Source organism: Streptosporangium sp. NPDC023825, from assembly GCF_040639575.1.
In the GTDB taxonomy this organism is placed as follows: domain Bacteria; phylum Actinomycetota; class Actinomycetes; order Streptosporangiales; family Streptosporangiaceae; genus Streptosporangium.
In genome coordinates, this window is the sequence record NZ_JBFAAE010000005.1 from 252,793 (window position 1) to 274,124 (window position 21,332).

21 protein-coding genes and 1 riboswitch are annotated in these 21,332 nt (G+C 71.8%); of the genes, 13 read left to right on the top strand and 8 right to left on the bottom strand.

What is annotated here, in order from left to right; all coding sequences use genetic code 11:
* Window positions 1–108 precede the first annotated feature (108 nt).
* The 4 genes from AB0G15_RS07410 to AB0G15_RS07425 are packed head-to-tail and all read right to left on the bottom strand — an operon-like array spanning window position 109 to window position 4,352.
* Window positions 109–1,794, bottom strand: a complete 1,686-nt coding sequence (locus AB0G15_RS07410; protein WP_362836308.1) for a cytochrome bc complex cytochrome b subunit — start codon at window positions 1,792–1,794, stop codon at window positions 109–111.
* Complete coding sequence (locus AB0G15_RS07415) at window positions 1,791–2,906, bottom strand: Rieske 2Fe-2S domain-containing protein (RefSeq protein WP_362676661.1); 1,116 nt, start codon at window positions 2,904–2,906, stop codon at window positions 1,791–1,793. Before AB0G15_RS07415 ends, AB0G15_RS07410 begins: the two co-directional genes overlap by 4 nt.
* Window positions 2,903–3,718, bottom strand: coding sequence for a c-type cytochrome (locus AB0G15_RS07420; protein WP_362676659.1), 816 nt, complete (start codon window positions 3,716–3,718; stop codon window positions 2,903–2,905). Before AB0G15_RS07420 ends, AB0G15_RS07415 begins: the two co-directional genes overlap by 4 nt.
* Window positions 3,719–3,734: 16 nt before the next feature.
* The gene (locus tag AB0G15_RS07425; RefSeq protein ID WP_362836310.1) at window positions 3,735–4,352 is read right to left on the bottom strand and encodes a heme-copper oxidase subunit III; all 618 of its coding nucleotides are present in this window, start codon (window positions 4,350–4,352) and stop codon (window positions 3,735–3,737) included.
* A gap of 195 nt (window positions 4,353–4,547) precedes the next feature.
* Between AB0G15_RS07425 and AB0G15_RS07430 the strand changes: the two genes are divergently transcribed.
* The 3 genes from AB0G15_RS07430 (at window position 4,548) to AB0G15_RS07440 (ending at window position 7,205) form a co-directional block, all read left to right on the top strand.
* A complete protein-coding gene (locus AB0G15_RS07430) occupies window positions 4,548–4,946 on the top strand; it encodes a hypothetical protein (RefSeq protein ID WP_362677922.1) in 399 nt (132 codons plus the stop codon).
* A 28-nt stretch (window positions 4,947–4,974) separates the two neighbouring features.
* On the top strand, window positions 4,975–6,045 hold the full coding sequence (gene trpD, locus AB0G15_RS07435) for an anthranilate phosphoribosyltransferase (protein ID WP_362836312.1): 1,071 nt from the start codon (window positions 4,975–4,977) through the stop codon (window positions 6,043–6,045).
* Window positions 6,046–6,143: 98 nt separating this feature from the next.
* Entirely contained in the window at window positions 6,144–7,205 is a 1,062-nt protein-coding gene (locus tag AB0G15_RS07440) for a histidine kinase (protein ID WP_362836314.1), read from the top strand.
* Here the strand turns inward: AB0G15_RS07440 and AB0G15_RS07445 are convergent.
* The 3 genes from AB0G15_RS07445 to AB0G15_RS07455 all read right to left on the bottom strand — a co-directional run bounded on the left by AB0G15_RS07445 (window position 7,148) and on the right by AB0G15_RS07455 (window position 10,467).
* Window positions 7,148–7,435 carry an Lrp/AsnC ligand binding domain-containing protein gene (locus tag AB0G15_RS07445; protein WP_362676651.1) on the bottom strand — a complete coding sequence of 96 codons (288 nt, stop codon included), beginning with the start codon at window positions 7,433–7,435 and terminating at the stop codon, window positions 7,148–7,150. The two genes, AB0G15_RS07440 and AB0G15_RS07445, sit on opposite strands and share 58 nt — an antisense overlap.
* 43 nt (window positions 7,436–7,478) lie before the next feature.
* Window positions 7,479–9,203, bottom strand: coding sequence for a DEDD exonuclease domain-containing protein (locus AB0G15_RS07450; RefSeq protein WP_362836316.1), 1,725 nt, complete (start codon window positions 9,201–9,203; stop codon window positions 7,479–7,481).
* A gap of 130 nt (window positions 9,204–9,333) precedes the next feature.
* A complete protein-coding gene (locus tag AB0G15_RS07455) occupies window positions 9,334–10,467 on the bottom strand; it encodes a phosphotransferase family protein (protein ID WP_362836318.1) in 1,134 nt (377 codons plus the stop codon).
* Window positions 10,468–10,705: 238 nt separating this feature from the next.
* Between AB0G15_RS07455 and AB0G15_RS07460 the strand changes: the two genes are divergently transcribed.
* The 9 genes from AB0G15_RS07460 to AB0G15_RS07500 all read left to right on the top strand — a co-directional run bounded on the left by AB0G15_RS07460 (window position 10,706) and on the right by AB0G15_RS07500 (window position 19,659).
* A complete protein-coding gene (locus AB0G15_RS07460) occupies window positions 10,706–11,968 on the top strand; it encodes an NYN domain-containing protein (RefSeq protein WP_362836320.1) in 1,263 nt (420 codons plus the stop codon).
* A 47-nt stretch (window positions 11,969–12,015) separates the two neighbouring features.
* Entirely contained in the window at window positions 12,016–12,648 is a 633-nt protein-coding gene (locus AB0G15_RS07465) for a hypothetical protein (RefSeq protein WP_362836322.1), read from the top strand.
* 231 nt (window positions 12,649–12,879) lie between these two features.
* Entirely contained in the window at window positions 12,880–13,830 is a 951-nt protein-coding gene (locus tag AB0G15_RS07470; protein WP_362836324.1) for an NlpC/P60 family protein, read from the top strand.
* 197 nt (window positions 13,831–14,027) lie between these two features.
* A complete protein-coding gene (locus tag AB0G15_RS07475; RefSeq protein WP_362836326.1) occupies window positions 14,028–14,177 on the top strand; it encodes a hypothetical protein in 150 nt (49 codons plus the stop codon).
* A gap of 499 nt (window positions 14,178–14,676) precedes the next feature.
* A riboswitch (cyclic di-AMP (ydaO/yuaA leader) is annotated at window positions 14,677–14,835 on the top strand.
* Window positions 14,836–14,968: 133 nt separating this feature from the next.
* The gene (locus AB0G15_RS07480) at window positions 14,969–15,478 is read left to right on the top strand and encodes a C40 family peptidase (RefSeq protein ID WP_362836328.1); all 510 of its coding nucleotides are present in this window, start codon (window positions 14,969–14,971) and stop codon (window positions 15,476–15,478) included.
* Window positions 15,479–15,690: 212 nt separating this feature from the next.
* Complete coding sequence (locus AB0G15_RS07485; RefSeq protein ID WP_362836330.1) at window positions 15,691–16,569, top strand: hypothetical protein; 879 nt, start codon at window positions 15,691–15,693, stop codon at window positions 16,567–16,569.
* Entirely contained in the window at window positions 16,566–17,843 is a 1,278-nt protein-coding gene (locus AB0G15_RS07490) for a M48 family metallopeptidase (RefSeq protein ID WP_362836332.1), read from the top strand. Before AB0G15_RS07485 ends, AB0G15_RS07490 begins: the two co-directional genes overlap by 4 nt.
* The gene (locus tag AB0G15_RS07495; protein ID WP_362836334.1) at window positions 17,840–18,964 is read left to right on the top strand and encodes a glycosyltransferase family 4 protein; all 1,125 of its coding nucleotides are present in this window, start codon (window positions 17,840–17,842) and stop codon (window positions 18,962–18,964) included. Before AB0G15_RS07490 ends, AB0G15_RS07495 begins: the two co-directional genes overlap by 4 nt.
* Window positions 18,965–19,311: 347 nt before the next feature.
* Window positions 19,312–19,659 carry a DoxX family protein gene (locus AB0G15_RS07500; RefSeq protein ID WP_362836336.1) on the top strand — a complete coding sequence of 116 codons (348 nt, stop codon included), beginning with the start codon at window positions 19,312–19,314 and terminating at the stop codon, window positions 19,657–19,659.
* Window positions 19,660–19,847: 188 nt separating this feature from the next.
* Here the strand turns inward: AB0G15_RS07500 and AB0G15_RS07505 are convergent, their stop codons facing one another.
* Window positions 19,848–20,216, bottom strand: coding sequence for a helix-turn-helix domain-containing protein (locus AB0G15_RS07505; RefSeq protein WP_362836338.1), 369 nt, complete (start codon window positions 20,214–20,216; stop codon window positions 19,848–19,850).
* A 58-nt stretch (window positions 20,217–20,274) separates the two neighbouring features.
* Between AB0G15_RS07505 and AB0G15_RS07510 the strand changes: the two genes are divergently transcribed.
* Window positions 20,275–21,144 carry an NmrA family NAD(P)-binding protein gene (locus tag AB0G15_RS07510; protein WP_362836340.1) on the top strand — a complete coding sequence of 290 codons (870 nt, stop codon included), beginning with the start codon at window positions 20,275–20,277 and terminating at the stop codon, window positions 21,142–21,144.
* Window positions 21,145–21,332: the final 188 nt, after the last annotated feature.

Below are 21,332 nucleotides of genomic sequence, written 5' to 3' on the forward strand. Positions count from 1 at the left end.
GAGCCGTCGCCCGGTGACCCGCGAGGCCGTCGTCCGGTGGCGCGCAAAGCGGAGGGCCCGGACACCGTAAGGTGTCCGGGCCCTCCGGGTGGCGTCAGCCGTGGCGGGTCAGCGGGTCAGGGACCTGTCGTCTCCGGACCGGCCGACCGCCGCGTGCTCCCCGTGACCCGTGCCGACGGCGTCGTGGTCCTCGCCGTGGCCGTGGCCGTCGTCGAGCGGGATCTTCTCGCCGCCGTACGCCGCGCTCATCTTGGCGCGCAGCCTGCCGAGCGGGCCGCGCATCCCCTTGGACGGGATGTCGTCGCGGCTCTTCGGGCCCGCGTCGCCTCCGGAGACGATCGGGATCGCCTCCTTGCCCCGCATGTGGGCCTCGATGGACTCGTGCGGCGGGACGTGGACCTCGATGTACTCGCCGTGGGGCAGGCGCTTGATCACGCCGGACTCCACGCCGTGGCTGATGATCGCCGCGTCGCTGCGCTGCAGGCCCAGGCAGATCCGGTAGGTGATGACGTACGCCAGCACGGGGCCGGCGATCACCAGGAACCGGCCCGCGTAGGTCGTCCAGTTCAGCGAGATGTGGAAGAACGCGGAGATCTCGTCGTTGGCGCCCAGCAGCCACAGGACGCCGTAGAACGTGACCGCCGACATGCCGATCGCGGTGCGGTGCGGGTTGTTGCGGGGACGCTCCGCGACGTGGTGCTCGCGGCGGTCACCGGTGACCCACTGCTCGATGAACGGATACAGCGCCAGGCCCGTCATGACGATGCCCATCGGCACCAGGGCCGGGATCAGCACGCTCATCGCGAGCGTGCCCCCCGCGCCGCCGAAGAGGTTGATCTCCCAGGCGGGCATCAGGCGCAGCGCGCCTTCGAGGAAGCCCATGTAGAAGTCGGGCTGCGAGCCCGCCGAGATGTCGGCCGGTGTGTAGGGACCGAACAGCCAGATCGGGTTGATCTGGGCGAAGGTGCCCAGCATCGCGATGACCCCGAAGGTGAACATGAAGTAGGCGCCGGCCTTGATCATGAAGGCCGGGTAGAACGGCGCGCCCACCACGTTCTCGTTGGTGCGGCCCTTGCCCGGCATCTGCGTGTGCTTCTGGACCCACATCAGGATCATGTGAGCCGTGATGAGCGCGAGCAGGATGCCGGGGATGAGCAGGATGTGCAGCGAGTAGAAGCGCGCGATGACGTCCTCGCCCGGATACTCGCCGCCGAAGAGGAAGAAGGTGATCCAGGTGCCGACCAGCGGCAGCGAGATCGCCACACCCTCGGTGATCCGCAGACCGGCGCCGGAGAGCAGGTCGTCGGGCAGGGAGTAACCGGTCAGGCCCTCGAGCAGCGCCAGCGTGAGCAGCAGCACGCCGATCAGCCAGTTGAGCTCGCGCGGCTTGCGGTAGGCGCCGGTGAAGAACACCCGGAGCGCGTGCACCATCATGCCGCCGATGAACAGCAGGGCGGCCCAGTGGTGCATCTGCCGCATCAGCAGGCCGCCGCGCACGTCGAAGCTGATGCTCAGCGACGAGGCGTACGCCTCGGACATGGTGACGCCCTGCAGCGGGCCGTACGAGCCGGCGTACTCGACGTGGCCCATGCCGGGCTTGAAGAAGAACGTCAGGAACGTGCCGGTCAGCAGCAGGATGATGAACGAGTAGAGCGCGATCTCGCCCAGCAGGAACGACCAGTGGTCGGGGAAGATCTTCCGCAGGTTGCGCCGGAGGAAGTTCCCCGCGCCGATGCGGTCGTCGACGAAGGTGCTCGCACCCTCGATGGGCTTGGGCACGGTCTCGATGCTCATGACTTCTGGGCTCCGTTCTCACGGACCTCGGCCTCGGCGTCGCCGCGCTCCCAGAAGCTGGGACCGACAGGGACCGCGAAATCCGCCGTTGCGACGAGATATCCCTCATTATCGACGGCGATCGGCAGCTGAGGAAGCGGCCGAGCGGCCGGGCCGAAGATGACCTTGGCGCCGTCGGCGGCGTCGAAGGTCGACTGGTGACACGGGCACAGGATGTGGTGGGTGGTCTGCTCGTACAGGGCCGCGGGGCAGCCGACGTGCGTGCAGATCTTGGAGTACGCCACGATCCCGTCGTGTGTCCAGTTCAGGTTAGTCCCGGATTTGAGCTCCTCGGGACGGAACTTGATCAGGATCAGCGTGGCCTTGGCCAGCGCGTTCAGGTCGTGCTCGTACCCTTCGGGCACCACGGAGAGGATGCCGCCGGGGGAGTTGAAGTCGGCGGCCCTGATGGGCGAGCCGCTTCCCTCGACGAGGAGCTTGCGCGGCTTGCCGTCCTTGGTCTTCTCGCCCCAGACGGTGTGCCGCAGCTTGGCCGGGAAGTTCGTGTGGCTCGGGCCGAGGTCGCGCAGCAGGACCAGCGGGGCCAGGCCGAGCGGGGCGGCGGCGGCCAGCAGGGTGCGGCGCAGCAGCGGGCGCTTGACGATGCCGCTCTCGTTCGCTCCCTGCAGGAAGGTCTCGGCCACGTAGGACCTGGTCTCGGGGTCGGAGGCCATCGTGTGGCGCTCCTGGACCAGGTTGTACTTGGGCATGACCAGGCGGACCCAGGTGGTCAGGCCCGCGGCCAGCCCGAGCAGGGCCAGGGTGAGCGTGCCGCCCAGCGCGAGGTTGGAGACCTGCGTCTTCTCGATGTCGCCGACCTGGAAGACGACGTACGACACCACGAAGCCGATGCCCCCCAGGAAGGCGACCAGGAAGCAGAGGGCGGCGTACCGCTCGCCCTTCTTCGCGGTCGCCTCGTCCTGCGGGACCACCCCGGGAACCTGGACGACGTCCGTCTTCCTCGGCTCGTCGCGGCCGAGAAGCGAGGTGCTCGCCGCCGGGGAGGGGGTGCCGATCACGCGCTTGGGCGCGCGCTCCTCCGGCTGCTCGATGTCGTGATTGTTGTCAGTCATTTGGCCTGTCGCCTCTTCGCGGTGATCCAGATGGCGGCCAGGGAGAGGAGGCTGAGCCCGACGACCCAGGCCACCAGACCCTCCGTGACCGGGCCGATGCGGCCGAGACCGGCGCCGCCCGGGTTGGGCTCCTCACGCACGCCCACGATGTAGGCGATCATGTCCCGCTTCTGCTCGGGGGTGATGATGCTGTCGTTGAACACCGGCATCGCCTGCGGACCGGTGATCATCGCCTCGTAGATCTGCCTCTCGCTGGCCTGGTGGAGCGGCGGTGCGTACTTGCCCTGGGTCAGGGCGCCGCCGGAGCCGACGAAGTTGTGGCACTGGATGCAGTTCGCGCGAAACAGCTCCCCGCCCTTGGACTTGTCGCCCTTGGAGGCGTCGACCTGCTCGTCGGTCGGGACGGTCGGGCCGCCGCCGAGTGACTGCACGTAGGCGGCGAGCTGCCGGACGGTGTCCTCGTTGACCCAGGGCGCCAGGGGCTTGCGCGGTGCCTGCGCGCTGGGGTTGGCCAGGGGCATGCGGCCGCTGCCGACCTGGAAGTCCACGGAGGCCGCGCCGACGCCGATCAGGGTCGGACCCTGCGCGGTGCCCTCGGCGTTGAGGCCGTGACAGCTGGAGCAGCTCTGCTCGAAGAGTTTCTTGCCCTCCGCCACGTCGTCGGCCCTGCCGGACGCGATGGCGGCGTCGGCCTGCCGGCTGGGGGAGACCGCGAGCGCGACGGTGTAGACCCCGCCGATCAGGCCCAGGGCCAGGAGCAGGACGGCGTATCTCGCGAGGGGATGCCGCCGCCCAGCGGTGATCCTATTCACAGAGATCCCCGATTCCTTAGTGAATGCCATAGATGGTTACGAAAAGGCCAATCCAGACCACGTCGACGAAGTGCCAGTAGTAGGACACGACGATCGCGCTGGTCGCCTGCTCACGGGTGAAGCGCTTCGCGGCGTACGTGCGTCCCAGCATGAACAGGAACGCGATCAGTCCACCGGTCACGTGCAGGCCGTGAAAGCCCGTGGTCAGGTAGAACACGGAGTCGTACGCGGAGTGCGACAGCGTGTGCCCCTCGTGGACCAGCTGGCTGTACTCGTACAGCTGGCCGCCCACGAACACGGCGCCCATCAGGAAGCTGACGATGTACCAGAAGCGCAGCTTGGCGACCTGGCCCTTCTCTGCCGCCCACACGCCCAGCTGGCAGGTCACACTCGACAGGACCAGGATGATCGTGTTGACAAGGGCGAACGGGACGTTCAGATGGGCCTCGGGCCAGGGCAGGCCCTGGCCGATGCTCACCGACCGGATGGTGAAGTACATCGCGAACAGCGCCGCGAAGAACATGAGCTCGGAGGACAGCCAGACAATCGTCCCGACGCTGACCAGATCGGGTCTGCGGGACGAGTGTGCTGTCGTCGTCGTTGAAATTGCGGATGCTGTCGCCACGGGCAGCATTATTGCGGCTCTCCTGCTCGGGTCGCCGCACGACCCCCCGATAGCGGGTGCGCACGTCCCCTCAAAGTGGACGTATGGGGCAATTCGCTCGGGGTCGGCTCCGGCCTGGGTCTCCGGACCGGCTGACCGGTAGCATCCCAGGTGACCATACATCGACGAGGGATAGTGAGCGCGACCGTGAGCACCGACGACAAGATGAGGGTCCTCGTCTACAGCGACGACGCGAGCACCCGCGAGAAGGTGCGGCAGGCGATCGGCCGCCGCCCCGCAGGCGACGTGCCCCTCGTGGAGATCGTGGAGTGCGCCACCCACGCCAAGGTCGTCCAGCACTTCGACTCCGGGGAGATCGACGTCGCCGTGCTCGACGCCGAGGCCCAGCCGGCCGGCGGCATGGGCGTGGCCCGCCAGGCCAAGGACGAGGTCCACGACTGCCCGCCGATCTGCCTGCTGATCGCCCGCCGCGACGACCGCTGGCTGGCCGAGTGGTCGCGGGCCGAGGCCGTCGTGCCGCAGCCGATCGACCCGGTCGTCCTCGCCGAGACCGTCGCCGACCTGATGCGCCGCCGCCTGTCCACCCGCCTGCCCGCCCGGTAACCCCCCGGAACCCCCCCTGGAGACCTCCATGGACGCGCGCACCACCTGGCCCGCGCTGTTGTCCGCCCTGATCGCGGGCGAGCACCTGACGGCCGACGAGACCGCCTGGGCGATGAACCAGATCATGTCAGGCTCCGCCACGTCCGCCCAGATCGCGGGCTTCGCGGTGGCGATGAGGGCGAAGGGCGAGACGGTCGCGGAGGTGACCGGCCTGGCACGCACGATGCTGGAGCGGGCCACCCCGCTGTCGGTCGAGGGCCCCGTCGTCGACGTCGTCGGCACCGGCGGCGACCGGGCCCACACCGTCAACGTCTCCACCATGGCCGCGATCGTGGCCGCCGCGGCGGGGGCCAGGGTCGTCAAGCACGGCAACCGGGCCGCCTCCTCCTCCTGCGGCGCCGCCGACGTCCTGGAGCACCTCGGGATCGTGCTCGACCTGGCCCCGGCCGACACCGCCAGGGTCGCCGTCGAGGCGGGGATCGCCTTCTGCTTCGCGCCGGTCTACCACCCGGCGCTGCGCTTCGTGGGCCCCCCGCGCAAGGAGCTCGGCATCCCCACGATCTTCAACTTCCTGGGCCCGCTGACCAACCCGGCCAGGCCCGCCGCCCAGGCGATCGGCATCTTCGACGCGGGGATGCTCCCCACCGTCGCAGGCGTCTTCGCCGAGCGCGGGGTCTCCGCGCTGGTCTTCAGGGGCGACGACGGGCTGGACGAGCTCACCATCGCCACGACCTCCACGGTCTGGGTGGTGCGCCGGGGCGCCCTGGAGAAGGTCGTCTTCGATCCGGCCGACCTCGGCATCCCCAGGGCGGCGCCCGACGCGCTGCGCGGCGGGGACGTGGTGTTCAACGCCCAGGCGGTCCGCGACCTGGTCGGTGGCAAGACGGGGCCGGTCCGCGACGCGGTGCTGCTGAACGCCGCCGCCGCGCTGGTCGCCCTCGACGGCGCGGGCGAGGGCGCGGACGACGGTGCCGGCGACGACCTGAACGCCGCGATGGCCGCGGGGTACGAGCGCGCGACGAGGGCCGTCGACTCCGGTGCCGCCGCCGAGACCCTCGACCGCTGGATCGAGGTCAGCCGGGCCCTGAAGTCGTCCTGACCCTCGCCGGGGAGCCGGAGGTCCTCCTCTCGCGGGCGGATGCAAGATCCGCCCGCCAGGGGATGTGCCGCCCTGGGCGGCCGTCCTAGATTGCGGCCATGTGGCGTGCCGACCTCCTGACCGGGCAGATGTTCCCCATCCTGCTGTCGTGCGCGGCGCTCGTCCTGTGCGCGGCCGTGGCGGGCCTGGTGCGGGAGCGCAGGCTCCTGCTGCTGAGGCTCAGGTCCTGGGAGGCCAGGTTCGCCGACCAGGGGAAGGCGCTGGCCGGCGCCCGGCTCGCCGAGAGGCGGGCGCGCATCGCCCGCGAGCTGCACGACGTCGTCGCCCACGGGATCAGCATGATGACGCTCGGGGTGGGCGCCGGTCGAATGATCATGGACAAGGACCCCGAGCGGGCCAGGGAGACCCTGAGGGTGGCCGAGGAGTCGGGGCGCCAGGCGCTCGTCGAGCTCCAGCGCACCCTGGCGCTGCTCGACCTCGACGGTCTCCCGGCAGGCAGGACGCCCCAGCCCAGGCTGTCCGACCTGCGCGACCTGCTCGCCGGGGTCAGGGCGCGGGGCCTGCGGGCGGACGTGGTCGAGGACGGCAGGCCCGCCGAGGTCGGGCTCGCCCTCGAGCTGGTGGCCTACCGCATCGTCCAGGAGGCGCTCGACAACACCCTGCGGCACGCCGGTGCCCGCTCGGTCCGCGTCACGCTGCGCTGGCGGCCGGGCCTCCTCGACGTTCTCGTACGGGACGACGGCAGGACCGTCCCCGCGGCGGCCGCGGGGCACGGCCTGCTCGCCATGCGCGAGCGGGCCGCCCTCTTCGGCGGGACGCTGGCGGCCGGCACCCTGCCCGGAGGGGGGTTCGAGGTGCGGGCGCGGCTGCCCACCGCGGGCGAGGCCGGCGGCCGCACCGGCGAGGGTGACCTCACCGTCACGGCGCGCCCCGGGCCGCGCCCGGGCTCGGCAGGCCCGGGCTCTGCCGCCCTGGGCTCCGCCGGCCCGGGTGAGGCGGCCCCCGCCGGACCCGCCGGGCCGCGGCCGGGTGCCGGCGCGGGCGAGGAGCCCCCCATCCGGCCCGCCGGGCCGCGCCCGGGTGCCTTACGGGCGGGTGAGGATCAGTCGGACTCGCCGAGGCCGATCGAGAAGGCGGCGTCCAGGTCGTGCCGCGAGTAGGCCCGGAAGGCGACGTGGGTCTCGGTGTGCAGCACCCCGTCCACCTTGTTGATCCGGCCGGGGACGACCTCGGCGATCTCCTCGTAGGAGGGGACGCGGACCATGGCCAGCAGGTCGTACTCCCCGGTTATGGAGTAGACCTCGCTCACCCCGTCGATCTCGGCGACCGTCTGGGCGACCTCGGAGATCCGGTCCACCTCGGCGTTGATGTGAACGATCGCGGTGACCACGAGCTTCCTCCTCGTTGAGTGCGGCATTTCGTCTCAGAAGCTATCAGCGCAGCGGGCGGCCCTCGCGCGCCCGCCGCGGCTCGGCCGCCTGGTAGGCGCGGTCGATGCGGGCCTTGAGACGCCCCGCGCCCGAGACGGGCAGGCTCCAGGTGCCCTCGACCTGCACCAGCCGCACCCCGGGGGTCTCCAGCCAGCGCAGGACGCACTCGGTCTCCTCGGCGCTGGCCGCGTGGACCGGCCCGGGGCCCGGCGGCACCGTCTCCGCGGTGGCGGTCAGCGCCTCGACGAACAGGGTGGGGTGGGCGCCCTCCGGCATCACCCCGGCCGAGGCGAGCCGCCCGTACCGGATGACGTGGATCTCCCAGGCGCCGCCCGGCAGGGGGGCGGCGGCGACCATCTGGGAGATCGCGGTCAGCGACCGCAGCCGCTGCATGCGGGCCGAGGTGCGGACGTAGGAGGCGAGCCGGTCACGGTCGGCCGCGGCCTCCTCGTAACGCTGGTCGAGGGCGAGCCGCTCCATCCTGGCCTCGATCGCGGAGAAGACCGGGGCCGCGTCCAGCTCCATCGCCCGGCGGGCCGCCACGACGTGCACGGCGTACTCGCCGGGGCTCTGGCGGCCCTCGCACGGCGCCCCGCACTTCCCGATCTCGGCGAGGGCGCAGGCGGAACGCCTGGTGCGCGGGGTGATCCGCTCGGTGCACTGCCGCAGCGGGACCGTCTCGTGCAGGGCCGTGCGGGCGTCCTCCGCGGCGCGGGTGCTGTTGAACGGGCCGAGGTAGGAGGCCTCGTCGTCCCTGACCTCGCGGACGACCGACAGGCGGGGGAACGGCTCGTCGGTCAGTTTGAGCCAGAACATCTTCTCGGGGAAGCGCGACCTGCGGTTGTAGCGGGGCTTGGCCGAGCCGATCAGCCGCAGCTCCCTGACCTCGGCCTCCAGCGAGGTCGCGCAGGCGATCGACCGGACCCGCGCGGCGATGCCGATCATCTCGCGGACGCGCGGCCTGGTCTCGCTCGCGGTGAAGTAACTGCGCACGCGGTTGCGCAGGTTGGTGCTCTTGCCGACGTAGAGCGGGTCGCCGCCCTCGTCCTCGAACACGTAGACGCCGGGGCCGGCCGGCACCGAGTCGGCCAGGTGCCGCTTGCGGCGCTGCTCGGGGGTGGGCGCGCGGACGAAGCCCTTGAGCTCCTCCAGCGTCTGCACCCCGAAGGAGCCCGCCCGCTCCAGCAGGGCGTGCAGCACGTCGACGGTGGCCCGCGCGTCGGCGAGCGCCCGGTGGCAGGGCTCGGTGTGGCTGAAGATCTTGGCGAGCGTGGACAGCTTGCAGTTGGGCGCCTCGTCGCGGGTGAGCAGCTTGCGGGCCAGGTCGACGGTGTCGACCACCTGGTGGGCCGGCGGGGGATAGCCGTGCGCGGCGCAGGCCGCCCTGACGAACCCCAGGTCGAAGCCCGCGTTGTGCGCCACCAGGGTGGAGCCCGCCGCGAACTCCAGGAAGGACGGCAGCACCGACTCGATCCTCGGCGCCGCCACCACCATGCTGTCGGTGATGCCGGTCAGCACCGAGATGAACGGCGGGATCGGCGAGCCGGGGTCGACCAGGGTGGCGAACTCGCCGAGCACCTCACCGCCCCTGACCTTGACCGCCCCGATCTCGGTGATCGCGTGCTCGCCCGCCGAGACGCCGGTGGTCTCCAGGTCGAACACGACGAAGGTGATCTGGCTGAGCGGGGTGCCCAGCTCGTCGAGTGTTCCCTGCACGGCGTAGTTCACGATTCACGACCATAGAAGCCCCGACCGACATTTACCGCACCGGGCCCTCCCCGGGCCGGTGCGCGCCGGTGCCGGGAGAACCCGCCCCCTCCGGGGGCCGCGAGGGCCTCCCGAGGACCTCCCGAGGGCCTCAGCTCCAGTGACTTCCGTCCAGCATCCGTTCGAGGAGGGCCCGGTGCATCACCAGGTCGTCGGGGTCGTCGGGCATGGCCTGCTCGCCGAAGTGGACCTGGCGCTGCCAGACACGGGCCATGATGACGCCGTGCCTGAGGGCGGCGTACGTCTCGTAGAACTCCATGTCCCGAGGCTTGTATCCCGTTATTTCGTGGTACGTCTGGCAGACGTCCTCGCGCCGCATGAAGTCGGGCATCCCCGGTAGTTCCATGAACTCGGTGAGGTCCTGGAAGAAGGTGTGCAGGAAGATCATCCAGGAGATGTCCAGCTCGCGGGGGGCGATCGCGGCCATCTCCCAGTCGAGTACCGCCACCGGGGTGAAGTCGCGGTACATCACGTTCCCGATGCGGGCGTCGCCCCAGTTCAGCACGTCGGGCCCCGGATCGGCCGGCCAGTGCTCCTCCAGCCAGCCGAACGCCCGCTCCAGCAGCGGGACGGGCATCGAGCCGTGCGCCCACTCGTAGTAGGCCCGCTGCTCGTCGACGTGCCTGCGCAGCGCGGTCCCGCCCGTCCCGGGGGTCTCCAGGGGGCGCAGCTCCTCGGCGGTGAACGGGGTGTCGTGCAGCGTGGCCAGGATCTCGACGCTGCTCCGCTGCAGCCGGTCGCGGTCGGCGGGGGAGGCGTCCAGCAGCCAGCTCCCGAAGGTGTAGGGCATCACGTCCGGCGGCACGTCGCCAGTGAGCCGCTCCATCACGAAGAACGGGGCGCCCAGCCGCCCGGGGTCGGGCTCGTACCACAGGGCCCGGGGCGCGAGCACGCCCGCGCGCTCCCTGACCAGCCGCATGACCTCGTACTGCCTGCCGAGGTCGTAGCCGGGGAAGACCGGCACCGCCTCGCTCGCCGGGGCCATCCGGGCGACGCACGCGACCTCGTGCCCGCCCTCGGCGGAGGTCCAGGAGGCGTCGAAGAGCAGTGTCTCGCTGGACATGCCGTTGCCCGAGGGACGGGACAGGGGGGAGACCGCGACGGGGGAGCCCACCTTCCCGGCGAGCCATGAGCGCATCCGCTCCCGTAACTCCCCGAGGTCGCGGGTCGATGTCCGCATGCTCTTGCCGGCCTGCCCGCCGGGCTCGTTCGTCGGCTCGTCCATCGCGCTCTCCCGGGTGGCGTGCGTCACAAGGCGATCCGCACAGTCGTAACCCAGCAGCAAGCGCTTGTCCATAAAGCGTTCACGGGCCCGTCGGCCACCGGTCGACTCCCGGTCAGGTCGGGGTCAGGGTGCGGGAGCCGTACCCTTGACGTGAAGACCGATCCGAGTAGGGGCCGTGATGAGTTCAGCCGGAGAGGGCCTGTCTCGTCCGTTACCCGAGCAGGTTCGCTTACATGTCGTGGAGCTGGCCTCCCAGATTCTCGGTTCGATGCCCGCCGCCTCGGTGCCGCTGCCCCTGAAGGGGATCGCCAGGTTCGACCCCCGCAAGCGGGCCAGGCTGGGCGGGGCGCCGATCGCCGCGCAGCTGGAGACCGACAAGAAGTTCCGCGAGCTGGTCGCGGAGACGCTGACCGAGGGCTGGCCCGAGCTGGTCGCGAGCCTCGCCGAGGGCACGGTCCCGCCGGCCGCCGAGCCCGTCATGGTGGCCGCGGCCGCCTACCTGACCCGGCCACCCGGCTGGGCGGAGATGGTGGAGACGGCCCGCGCCGATCTGGAGCGGTCGGCCGCCGCGGCCGAGGGCTCGGCGCAGGAGCAGACGGTCTCCCGGCTGCGCGAGCAGCTGGCCGCCCAGAAGACCGCGGCCAAGGAGGAGTCCGAGCGGCTGCGCGAGCAGCTCAAGACCTCGCGCTCGGAGGTCTCCGACCTGCGCCGCAGGCTGCACGACGCCCGTGAGCGGACCAGGGCGGCCGAGGCGCGCGCCGCCGCGGCCCAGGAGGTGGCCGACGAGGCGCGCGCCGCCGCGCTCTCGGCGGGGAGCACGGTGGAGAGCGAGCTGCGCCGCCTGCGCGAGCGGCTGGCCGACGCCGAGCGGCAGCTGGAGTCGACGCGCAGGGCCGCCCGCGAGGGCCGCAGCGTGGAGGACACCAAGGTGCGCATGCTGCTCGACGCCCTGCAGGACGCCGCCGCCGGGCTGCGCAGGGAGCTCGCCCTGCCCTCGGGCATCCACCGCCCCGCCGACTCGGTGGCCTCGGTGGCGCCCGGCAGGCAGGGGGTCCAGGCGGTTCCCGCGCGGGCGCTCGCCGACGACGACCCCGCCCTGCTCGACCAGCTGCTCGCGCTGCCGCAGATCCACCTGATCGTCGACGGTTACAACGTGACCAAGACCGGTTACGGCACGTTCACCCTGGCCGACCAGCGCACCCGCCTCCTCACCGGTCTCGGCGCGCTCTACGCGCAGACCCGCACCGAGCTGACCTGTGTCTTCGACGGCGCCGAGCTGAACGGGCCGGTCCCGGTTTCGGCGCCCAGGGGGGTGCGCGTGATGTTCAGCGCCCCGAACCAGATCGCCGACGACCTGATCCGCCAGCTGGTCCGCGCCGAGCCCGCGGGGCGTGCGGTCGCGGTGGTCTCATCGGATCGCGAGGTGGCCGAGTCGGTCCGCAGGATGGGCGCCAGGCCGGTGCCCTCGGTGCTTCTTCTCCGGCGTCTGGGCCGCGCGTAAACCTTTCACGGTCGCCGCGCATCGGATCACCCAGGAGGTTCGATTCGATGAAGAAGATCATAACGCTCGCCCTCGCCGTCCTGGCCGCCGGAGCGACCGTCACCACGCCCGCGGCGGCCACGACGGCCGCCATCCCCAAGGGCTTCCTGCTGTACGAGAAGGACGCCGCCAGGAAGGACGACGACCCCGAGACCAACTGGAAGGTCGGCAACTCGGCGAAGGCGAAGCTGGCCGTCAACCCGTGCGACAGGAGCACGCTGGCCGCGACCGGCCGGGTGGCCGCCCGGACGGTGACCTTCACCGGCGTGCCGGACTTCATGAAGGTCGAGCAGGTGGTCCTGTACGGTTCGCGGGCCTCGGCCGTCTCGGCCGTCGCCCAGGTGCGCGCCGCCCTGACCAGGTGCGGAGGCAGGACCGGCTCGGGTTCCGGCTACCGCTACGCCTCCTCGCGCCTGACCGGGCTCGGCGACGAGGCGCTGAGGATCTCCGGGCAGGTCTACTACGGGAAGAAGGCCGGGGTGGGCGGCGACCGGAGCGTGCTGGTCAGGAAGGGCAACGCCGTCGTGGTCTACCTCTGGGCGGGTGAGTACGCCAAGCCCGCGAGGAGCGACTGGACCGTTCAGCTGCGTGACGCGAAGAAGATGACCGCCAAGATCTGCGACATCGCCACCTGCGGGTAGCGCGACCGGGCGGGGTCCGGGGCGGACGGCCCCCGCGGCCGGGGCGCCGCCGGTCGTGAGACGGGCGCCGCCGGTCGCGGGTAAAGGGTTTCATCTGAGCTTAAGGAGCAAACCCGGCAAAAAGGTGAGTCAATCATTACTTCTTCTGTACTATTCGCCGCAGGTCTGGTGCAGTCGGGAGGCGTTGACGTGGCCGTGGCGGGTTTGCCGGTTGGACTGATTCGGATACCGGTGGCGGCCGGGCTCGCTCTCGCGTTGCTGACGCTGCCGGTGGGCGGAGCGGCCGCCGATCCGAGGCCGACGGCCGCCCAGGCCAAGAAGAAGCTGGAGAAGCTCAACGAGCAGGCCGACCAGGTCGTCGAGAAGTACAACCAGGCCTCGGAGAAGTGGAAGCGGGCCAGGAAGAAGTACAAGACGCTCAACGACGACCTGACCCGTCAGAACGAGCAGGTGGCCGGGCTGCGCAAGGAGCTCGTCACGATGGCCGTCAGCACCTACCAGGTCGGCGTGGTCAACGGCTGGGAAGGCATGATCTACCAGACCGACCCCGGCGCCCTGCTGAGCGGTCTGGCCGCCGCCGACCAGATGTCCACCTCCCGCGCCCAGTCCCTGAACGCCTTCGACGAGGCCACCAAGGTGCTGCGGACCAGCCGGGACCAGGCCAAGAAGGCGCTGGCCGAGGCCGACGAGACGCGTGACGAGCTGGCCAGGGAGAAGGCCAAGGCCGACAAGATGGTCAAGGCCCAGACGAAGATCCTGCGCGAGCTCAACGCCTTCAGGACGGGCAACCCCGAGAGCGCCGGGATCCAGTACGACGGTTCCGCCTCGGGCAACGCCCGCGCCGCCCTGCAGTTCGCTTTCGCCCAGGTCGGCAAGCCCTACCAGTACGGCGGCACGGGCCCGCGCGGCTGGGACTGCTCCGGCCTGGTCCAGAGCGCCTGGCGCAGCGGGGGAGTCAGCCTCCCCCGCACGACCTGGGAGCAGTGGAGCTGGGGCGCGAGCCGCAAGGTCTCGCTGAGCGAACTCCAGCCGGGCGACCTCATCTTCAGCGAGGGTCTCGGCCATGTCAGCATGTACGCGGGCAACGGCCAGATCGTGCACGCCCCGCAGACCGGCGACGTCGTCAAGGTCGTCCCGCTGTCCGCCTACGGCCGCCGCATCGTCGGAGCCGTCCGCCCCTGACCGGGCCGGGCCGCGCTCCCACCGGGGGCGTCCCGGCCCCGCCTGGCGTGTGACGGGACGCCGGGAAACGGGATGTGCCGGCCCGTCTCGCGCGTGACAGGACGCCGGGTAAACCGGTGCGCCGGCCCCGTCTCGCGCGTGATGGGACGCCGGGAAACCGGGTGTGCCGGACGCGGCGGCACCGCCGGCATCGGAACATGATCAAGCCATCGACGCCCGACGAGCTCGCGTGCGCCGGTCCCGGGCGCCTCGACGCCGACGCCGACGCCGTGCTCGGCCGCCGGCTCGACGGCGTGGCGGGCGATGCCGCGCTGGGCTGCACTCGCGCTGGGCTGCACCCGCGCTGAGCCACGCCCGCGCTGGGCTGCACCCGCGACGACTGTGCCGAGCATCTGCGCACCGGGTACGGCACCTTCGGGTGGCTCCCCGAACGGATGCTCGACGCCGCCGGATTCGAGATCGCCGGGCGGACTTCCGGGAGTCGGTCCACGGCGCCCGCACGCGCGTCGGACGCTGAGGCCAGCCGGCCGGATCATGCGGGACCGCTCCATCAGCGGTGAGTGTGATGAAGATTACATAAATCGTGATTTGTCGGACTGGCGAGAAGGGTGTGACGAGAGTCATATCTCAATAGCATAAATAGCCATTAAGCAGGGGTAACAGGAAGATCAAGAGAGGTTGTCGATCTCCCAATTTGGCGAATGCTTTGCCGAAAGTTGGAGATCGGGGTAACTTCTGGCGTCGCGACGTGCAAGCCACGCCGTCGCGGCGAATGTCGGTCTTCGGGCCGGTGTCCCTATAGAAATCCAATCGGCCGCCGTGCCCCCACCCGGGGGCAGGGCTCATCGCGGCGGCCCGCCGAATCTATGCAGCCAGGAGGCATGGAACCGGGGACCCAAAAGGCCCGATACAGCGTGGCCAGGGGTGAATCGGCGCGTTTTGCCGTAGGGCATCTTCCAAGCCCGAATCCGTCAGCTAACCCGGTAGGCATCAGTGGAAGTCCCAAGGAGAAATCCTGTCTACCACCCCGTACAACCCCCGTCTGTCGCGCCTTTTCCGCCTTTCCCTCGGCGGCATCGCCCTCACCCTGACCGCCTCAGCCGGAGCGGTCACCCTGGGGCCCACGGCGGCGCAGGCGGTGGACGGCCCCTCCGAGATACTGGTCAACAGCGCGGCCGGTGTCTCCGAGAAGGCCGAGAGCACCAACAAGACCGCCTCCCAGGCCGGGACCAAGGCTGAGTCCAAGGCCAAGGGCAAGGCCAAAAAGAGCAGGGCGGCACTGCAGAGGATCCGGGCCGGTAAGGCGGTCTCGGCGGCCAAGAAGCAGATCGGCGATCCGTACCGGTGGGGAGCCTCCGGTCCCGGAGCGTTCGACTGCTCGGGGCTCGTCCGGTACGCCTGGCGGAAGGCGGGCGTGTCCCTTCCCAGGATCACGCACAGCCAGTACAGGTCGATCAGGAAAAAGGTCTCGTGGAGCAAGTTGCACCCCGGTGACCTGCTGTTCTTCAGTGGAAAGGGCCATGTCGGCATGTACGTCGGCAAGGGCAGGATGGTCCACTCGCCGAGCAGCGGCAAGACGGTCCGTATCGTGAGGCTGGCGGGCTACTACAGGTCCTCCTTCGCCGGAGCGGTACGGCCCGGGGCCTGAGCCCCGCACGGAGCCCAAGGCCCGCGCGTGAGCGCGGGGCCCGGGATCCACGCGTGAGCACGGAGCCCAGGTTCGGAACCTGAGCCTGAGCCCGCGTCCGGGCACGCGCTCGAGCACATGCCCGAGCACGCGCCCGAGCACGGAAAAGCGGCCCCGGCCCTCCACCAGGAGGGCCGGGGCCGCTCCATGCCGGTCGAGTACCATCGGCTCGTATGTCCGTCCCGAAAGGGCGCCGCGCCGTGCTCGCCGGGATGCTGGCGCTGATGAGCGCCGGTCCGTTCGCCGGGACGGGACCTCTCCTGGCCGGAGCCGCGCCCCTTCCACGCGCCCCCCGCTCCCTTGACCCGTACGGCGCCCGGACCCCTCCGCCTGTCCCGTACGCCTCCCGGAGCCCGCGCGATCCCCGCGACCTGTGGCCGGGCGCCGCGGTCACCGTCCGGGGCGAGCACTCCCTCGTGATCGGCCACGGCGTCCCGTCCGCCGTCCTGCGGGACCTGGCGGCCAGGGCCGACCGGGCCCGCGCGACGATCGCGGCGATCTGGGGGCCGGTCCCCGCGGTGGTCCTCTTCCCCGCCACCGACGCCGAGGCCGCGGCGCTCGCCGGGGCCGGGAGCACCCGCGGCCTGGCCGCGATGGCGACCGCGGACCGGGTGATCGTCCTGCCGTCGGGGTACGCCCGGCTCACCGCGACCGGCAGGGACGTGGTGATCACCCACGAGCTCGCCCACGTGGCCACCGGCGCGACGCGCGGCGGCCGGGTGCCGATGTGGCTGTCGGAGGGCTTCGCCGACTACGCGGGCTACCGCGACGCCGGGATCGCGGTGCGCACGGCCGCCGCCGAGCTGGCCGCCGAGGTGCGCTCGGGCGTCCTGCCCGCCAGGCTCCCCGTCCCGGCCGACTTCGCCCCCGGCGCGCCGAGGCTCGCGCAGGCGTACGAGGAGGCGTGGCTCGCCTGCCGGTTCGTCGCGGAGCGCTTCGGCGAGAAGGCCCTGGTGAGGCTCTACGGTAGCGATGTCGACAGCACGCTGGGCCTGCCGGTGGCCGAGTTCACCCGAGCCTGGCGCGACTACCTCAGGGAGGAACTCACGTGACGCTGAGCACGACGGACACGCCCGCGGGCGTGCGGTCGGCGGGGTGGGCGCTGGCCGTCCTGGGGGTGGTCACGGTGGCGGTCGTGGCGTTCACCACGCCCTGGAGGGCGCTGCCCGAGGGGGCCCCGGCCGTCGTCCCCGATCCGGCCCGCGACTTCACCGCCGAGCAGATCGCCAGGGCCGAGACGTTCGACGCGCTGGTCAGCGTTCCCGGTTACCTGTCGCTCGGCCTGACGCTGGTCGTGGCGGGGGTGCTGGTCGCCACCCCGCTGGGCGCGCGGCTCGCCGGCCGGCTGCCGGGCCCCTGGTGGCTGCGGGCGCTCCTCGGCGTGCTGGCGCTGTCGGTGGCCGTGGCGATCCTGCGCTGGCCCCTGGGGATGTGGTCGGAGAGCTACCTGCGCGACTTCGGGCTGTCCACCCAGGCCTGGCCGGCGTGGGCGGCCGACCGGGCCAAGAGCACCGGCATCGGCACCGCGCTGACCGCGATCATGGTGCTGGCGGTGATCGCCCTGGCGCGGCGCTACCGGCGCTGGTGGATCCCCGCCGCGGCCGGGGCGTTCGTCCTGACCGTGGTGGCCTCCTTCGCCTACCCGGTGCTCATCGAGCCGGTCTTCAACGACTTCAGGCCGCTGGAGGCCGGGCAACTCCGCGACGACCTGCTCGCCATGGCCGCCAGGGACGGTGTGCCCGTCGAGAACGTGCTCGTCGCCGACGCCTCCCGGCGGACCACCGCGCTCAACGCCTACGTCTCCGGATTCGGCGCGACCCGCAGGATCGTGGTCTACGACACGCTGCTCCGCGCGCCCGCCGGCGAGGTCGAGCTGGTGGTCGCCCACGAGCTGGGCCACGCCAAGGCGGGCGACGTGCTGTCGGGAACGCTCGTCGGCGGCCTGGGCGCGGCGTTCGGGGCGTGCCTGCTCTACGCGGTGACCTCCGCGGGGGTCGTACGGCGCAGGGCGGGGATCTCCTCCCTGGGTGACCCGAGGGCGGTGGGCCTGGTCATGGGGTTGCTGAGCCTGGCCACCGTCCTGTCGGGACCGGCCCAGAACCTGGTGAGCAGGCAGATCGAGGCCCGTGCGGACGTGCACGCGCTGGACCTGACCAGGGACCCGGCGACGTTCGTCGCCATGCAGAAACGACTGGCGGCTACCAACATTTCGGATTTGTCGCCCGATCTAGTCGAATATGTACTTTATGCATCGCACCCCACGACGCCGCAGCGCATCGCCCTGGCGCGATCCTGGGCGAGGCTGAACGGCCTCCCCGAACCGTGAGCCGCACGCTGGTCGTCACGAACGACTTCCCGCCCCGCGCGGGGGGGATCCAGTCGTTCGTGTACGGTCTCATCGCCCGCCGCCCGCCCGGTTCCGTCGTCGTCTACGCTCCCCGGTGGGCCGGCAGCGCGGCCTTCGACCTGCGCCAGCCGTACCCCGTCGTGCGGCACCCGACCTCGCTGATGCTGCCGTCGCCCGCCGTCGCCCGCCGGGCCGCCGGGCTGGTCGCCGAGTTCGGGTGCGACACCGTGGTCTTCGGGGCGGCGGCGCCGCTCGGGCTGCTCGCGCCCCGGATGCGCGAGGCCGGGGCCCGTCGCGTCGTCATGGTCACCCACGGCCACGAGGCGGGCTGGGCCGGGATCCCGATCGGCCGCCGGGTGCTCGCCAGGATCGGGGCGGACGCCGACGTGGTCACCTACCTGGGGGAGTACACCCGGCGGCGGCTGGCCAGGGTGATAGCGGCGGACAAACTGGTGCGGCTCGCGCCCGGCGTCGACACCGGGGTGTTCCACCCGGGGGCCGGCGGGGGGCGGGTGCGCGCGCGACTCGGCCTGGGGGAGCGGCCGGTGGTGGTCTGCCTGTCCAGGCTGGTGCCGCGCAAGGGCCAGGACACGCTCCTGCGGGCCTGGCCCGGCGTGGTCGGTGACGTGCCCGGCGCGGTGCTCCTGATCGTCGGCGGGGGCCCGTACCGCAGGACCCTGGAGCGGCTGGCCCGGCCGATGGGCGGTTCGGTGAGGATCACCGGCCCGGTGCCGGAGGCGGAGCTGCCCGGCTACCTCGCCGCGGGTGACGTGTTCGCCATGCCGTGCCGCACCCGCCTGGGCGGGGTCGACGTGGAGGGACTCGGCATCGTCTACCTGGAGGCCTCCGCCAGCGGCCTGCCCGTGGTGGCCGGTTCCTCGGGCGGCGCCCCCGACGCCGTGCTGAACGGGGAGACCGGCCTGGTCGTCGACGGCACCCGCCCCGACGAGGTCGCGGCGGCCCTGGTCGGCCTGCTCAAGGATCCGGCCGGGGCGCGTGCGATGGGGGAGCGCGGGCGCGAGTGGGCGGCGCGCGAGTGGAACTGGGACCTCGCCGCCGCCCGCTTCTCCCGCCTCCTGGAGCCCGCGGAGACCCCCTAGACGAGCAAGTCCCGATGCCGGGAACGGGTACGGAACAGGTGCGGCGACGCGTACCGGCAGGTGAGCCCGCCCGTGAGGCACGTCCCTGGCGGGCTGAATGTCCCCGTGCCGTCCGGCGGCCGAACCGCGTCGGCCGCCGCCCTCCGGCGCCACCGCGCCACCGGCCGGCCCGTCACCCGGTCACCGATCGCCCGCGGCCGCCGACCGGACCTCGAGCGAAACGGCCCCCGCCGGGTCGCAGGCCGGTCGGGAGGCCGGGAGGCCGCGCATCGTGAACGCATCGCGGAGATATCAACCGGGACTCGCAGGATCGGTGTCACAAGGAAGCACTACCAGGGAGTGTCCCCATGTCCACCACTGCCGTCGTCGTCACCGTCCTCGCCGCCCTCTGGGTGGGTTTCTCGGCCTTCTCTCTCCTCCGCCGCGCCGATTGGGTCGTGGAGCCGCTGACGGACTACGGCGTTCCCCGCTCGTGGTGGACCTGGCTCGGCGCGGCCAAGGCCGCGGGGGCCGTGGGCCTGCTCTTCGGCCTGTTCGTGCCGGTCATCGGCGTCCTGGCCGGGATCTGCCTGGTGCTGTACTTCGCCGGAGCCGTCGTCACCGTGCTCCGGGCGCGCTCGTACTCGACCGTCGTCTTCCCCCTGCTGTACATGGGCCCGGTCATCGCCGCCCTGGTACTGGGACACGTCGCCTGACGGCGACGCGGATCACAGCCGACAGGTCATGGCGGCCATCTCCACCCCGCCACCCCCGACGCCGTTGCTTCCTCCCGCCGTCCAGGCGGGCACGACAGCCGTGTTTCCGGAAGCTCTGCGCGGGTTCTGCGCCATGCCTTCGAGCGCGTTTCCAGAAGCCGGTGGCTGATCTGCTTCCGGAACCGGGATCACGGTCGTTGCGGCTCCTCGGCAAGCGGGTGCTCCTCGCCCCACGCGAGCATGGCGTACAGGATGCCGCTGAGGCTCCGGCCTTGCTCGGTGAGCTCATAGACGACCCGTGGCGGCACCTCCGCGTGCACCGTGCGGGTGAGGATCTTCTGGTTCTCCAGGGTGCGGAGCCGGTCGGTGAGCGTCTTGGCGCTGGGATCGCCCAAAGCGGTACGCAGCTTCCCGAACCGCTTCGGGCCGCTGAGCAGCTCCCGGATGATCAGCGTCGACCATTTGCCGTCGAGAACCCTGAGCGTGCGCTCCACGCCGCAGTTCCGCGGGGACGCCGTCGCCAGGCGGGAAGCCACATCTCCGCCATTGGTTTCCATACCGGCACTATATTTCTTTCTAGGTACTACTTCACAATGGAAACTAATGTGCCGTTCCATGAGTAGATCAACTGTTGTCGTTCATGGAGCGACCGGCGCCCAAGGGCGCCCCGTGGTCCGGCGCCTGCTCGCCGCGGGTCACCGCGTGCGCGCCGCCGTCCGCGACACCGCCGCGCCCGGCCTGCCCGCAGGTGCCGAGCCGGTCTTCGCGAGCCTGTCCCTTCCCGCGTCCCTGGCCGACGCCTACGCCGGGGCCGACGCGGTCGTCGTGCAGCTGCCGCTGGTCTTCGCCGCTGAGGCGGCGGTGCCGCAGGCCGAGGCGGTGCTGGGCGCGCTCAAGGGCGCGGGGGTGCCGCGGGTGGTGTTCAACACCGGCGGCCCGCCCGTCGCCGAGCCCGTCGGGGTGCCGTTCGTGGACGCGCGGGCGCTGCTGGCCGCCGAGCTGCCGGGCGTCGTCGGCGCCGCCACCGTCGTCGGTCCGGCGTTCACGTACATGGAGAACCTGACCGCCCCCTGGTCACTGGCGCGCGTGGCCGCAGGGGAGGTGGCCTACCCGCTGCCCGCGGAGCTGCCGGTGCCCTGGCTCGCGCTCGACGACCTGGCCGCCGCCATCGCCGCGCTGGTCACCGAGCCGCAACCGCCGTCCCTGCGGATCATGGCCGGTCCCCAGGCGATGACGGGCGACCAGGTCGCCGCTGAGCTCGCCGCCGCGCTGGGGCACGAGGTGCGGTGGCGGAGCGTCGAGCCGGGTGAGTACGAGCGGATGCTGGCCCCGTACGTCGGAGCCGAGGCCGCCGCGGGCGTCGCCGCCGCCTACACCCCACCCCTGCCGGGAACGCCACCCCCTCCGGCCCCGGACCCCACGGTGATCAGGACCGGACCGACGAGCTTGCACGCCTGGGCCATGCGCCAGGACTGGCGGACCTGAAGATGGCGGCGTGCTCGGCGGCCCGGCGCCGGTTTTTCGCCGCCGGGCCGTCGCGTGCTTCCGTCCCTCGGGACCGCGTCCGGGTGGCGGGCAGTGGCGACGCCGGCCGGCTCAGCCGGAGGCGACGGGGCGGTAGCCCCTGACGTAGTCGACCGTGAACCGCTTGGGATAGGCGTGCCCAGGCCTCG

What these genes read in the sequence shown, in the direction of transcription:
- AB0G15_RS07485 (WP_362836330.1), top strand. Translation starts at nt 15,691, where the DNA reads ATGTCCGTCCCGAAAGGGCGCCGCGCCGTGCTCGCCGGGATGCTGGCG.
- AB0G15_RS07415 (WP_362676661.1), bottom strand. Translation starts at nt 2,906, where the DNA reads ATGACTGACAACAATCACGACATCGAGCAGCCGGAGGAGCGCGCGCCC.
- AB0G15_RS07510 (WP_362836340.1), top strand. Translation starts at nt 20,275, where the DNA reads ATGAGTAGATCAACTGTTGTCGTTCATGGAGCGACCGGCGCCCAAGGG.
- AB0G15_RS07455 (WP_362836318.1), bottom strand. Translation starts at nt 10,467, where the DNA reads ATGGACGAGCCGACGAACGAGCCCGGCGGGCAGGCCGGCAAGAGCATG.
- AB0G15_RS07500 (WP_362836336.1), top strand. Translation starts at nt 19,312, where the DNA reads ATGTCCACCACTGCCGTCGTCGTCACCGTCCTCGCCGCCCTCTGGGTG.
- AB0G15_RS07465 (WP_362836322.1), top strand. Translation starts at nt 12,016, where the DNA reads ATGAAGAAGATCATAACGCTCGCCCTCGCCGTCCTGGCCGCCGGAGCG.
- AB0G15_RS07425 (WP_362836310.1), bottom strand. Translation starts at nt 4,352, where the DNA reads ATGCTGCCCGTGGCGACAGCATCCGCAATTTCAACGACGACGACAGCA.
- AB0G15_RS07410 (WP_362836308.1), bottom strand. Translation starts at nt 1,794, where the DNA reads ATGAGCATCGAGACCGTGCCCAAGCCCATCGAGGGTGCGAGCACCTTC.
- AB0G15_RS07505 (WP_362836338.1), bottom strand. Translation starts at nt 20,216, where the DNA reads ATGGAAACCAATGGCGGAGATGTGGCTTCCCGCCTGGCGACGGCGTCC.
- AB0G15_RS07475 (WP_362836326.1), top strand. Translation starts at nt 14,028, where the DNA reads ATGATCAAGCCATCGACGCCCGACGAGCTCGCGTGCGCCGGTCCCGGG.
- trpD (WP_362836312.1), top strand. Translation starts at nt 4,975, where the DNA reads ATGGACGCGCGCACCACCTGGCCCGCGCTGTTGTCCGCCCTGATCGCG.
- AB0G15_RS07440 (WP_362836314.1), top strand. Translation starts at nt 6,144, where the DNA reads ATGTGGCGTGCCGACCTCCTGACCGGGCAGATGTTCCCCATCCTGCTG.
- AB0G15_RS07430 (WP_362677922.1), top strand. Translation starts at nt 4,548, where the DNA reads ATGAGGGTCCTCGTCTACAGCGACGACGCGAGCACCCGCGAGAAGGTG.